The sequence below is a fragment of the Streptococcus sobrinus DSM 20742 = ATCC 33478 genome, assembly GCF_000686605.1.
Taxonomy (GTDB): domain Bacteria; phylum Bacillota; class Bacilli; order Lactobacillales; family Streptococcaceae; genus Streptococcus; species Streptococcus sobrinus.
Genome location: NZ_JMLC01000052.1, coordinates 1 through 1,603 on the forward strand (window position 1 = coordinate 1; position 1,603 = coordinate 1,603).

General features: G+C 32.6%; 2 pseudogenes. Both read left to right on the plus strand.

The window, feature by feature from the left end:
- Positions 1-91: 91 nt before the first annotated feature.
- Positions 92-667: pseudogene (locus BS63_RS01000000111150) on the plus strand (ATP-binding cassette domain-containing protein); the annotation flags it as partial.
- A pseudogene (locus BS63_RS01000000111155) lies at positions 633-1,508 on the plus strand (hypothetical protein); the annotation flags it as partial. The pseudogenes BS63_RS01000000111150 and BS63_RS01000000111155, both read left to right, overlap by 35 nt.
- Positions 1,509-1,603 lie beyond the last annotated feature (95 nt).

Here is a 1,603-nt window from a genome sequence, read left to right on the forward strand (position 1 = left end):
CGACCACGAAAATGTTTAGCTTACAGAACTGCTAGTGAAGCTCTAGAGGATGAGTTCAAGTAAATGTTGCACTTATTCTTGCAATTTATCAAATACTATTACGGGATTGCTGTCAAAAGATTCTGGGGAGATTACTCTCAATGGTAGTGACTTTAGTTCTGTGTATTTTAAAGAAAGAATCTTTCTAATTCCTTCAGATTCTTTAATGCCAGAGTATCTAACTGGAAAGGAGTATGCAGAATTTATCCTGTCACGTTATCCAAACTCATCCAGAGACATGTATAATAGACTAATTGATTTACTTGGAATGGCTGAGGCTCAAAAAGAGGTTATTGAGTCCTATTCGTTTGGAATGAAAAAGAAAATTCAAATAGCCATCGCATTATCATTAAATGTTGATTATTTGCTAGCCGATGAAGTTTTTAGTGGTTTAGACTTTGAAACCGTTATACTTGTTCAGGAAATTATAAAGCTTATCTCTAAAAAACAAAAAATTGTATTAGTGTCTCACGAGGAAAATATAATTAACTGTTTTTCAGAAGAAATATATCTAATGAAAAACGGAAAGTTAAGGAGCTATTGGGGGAGTGCACAGCAACTATCTAAACTTCTGATACAGGAGGGCAGAGTTCATGAAAGAGTCGATACGATTAAAGAACTTATTTAGTTTACTACATTACTATTTTAACGATATTCTAAAGGGGGCGCTTGAGCGAGGTCTTCTAAAACAAAAAATTAATCGTTATTCCTTATTTCTGATATGTTTTATTTCTTACTTCGCCTATTTTATTTCCAATATGAGGACAACGGGGCAATTGGTCAAGAGTGCTAATAACATATCAAACGGGACTGAGGCTCTGAAGCTGTTAAAAATAACTATTATGAGTTATACCGATATGTATCTGATTTTATCGGTTGCCTTCTTTATTTTTCTAAATTCCACTATATCTCTCACTCGAAGCTCGAGTTATGTTACAAATATTCTTCCCTTTTCAAAAAAAGAAATTCTTATAGCTCAAAAAGTTTATAAACTTTTTATAGGAATAATACTTTTTGAGGGAGTGCAACTCTTAGTCTTTCCATTTTTAGGGAGTATTGCCATTCTTACAGTGATAGAAAAGTTTGCTCTGCTACTCTTATTTCATGTTGAGTATATTGCTGTTTTCTTTTCGCTTGACACGATATACCAGATGATATTATCAAGGATGGCCAACACTATAATAGCTATTATGACTTGGCTTTTAGATATATTGCTGATTATTTTTGCTGGATTTTATTTTTATATTTTTAGATTTAAAGTTGAAAAAATAATTGGAGGGACAGATTGTTCCGTACAAATAATAATTGGCACACTACTAATATTTTTCATCTTGCTATTTATTATAAATTTTCTACTAATCCTTAAATGCGACTACATGACAGTTACTCAAAGCCAGCAAAGTTATATATTTAATAAGGTTCCCGCTTTACGATTGAATCTAATAACGATCTTCCCAGTTTTTTATAGACGATAAATTGCAAGAATAAGTGCAACATTTACTTGAACTCATCCTCTAGAGCTTCACTAGCAGTTCTGTAAGCTAAACATTTTCGTGGTCGGTGA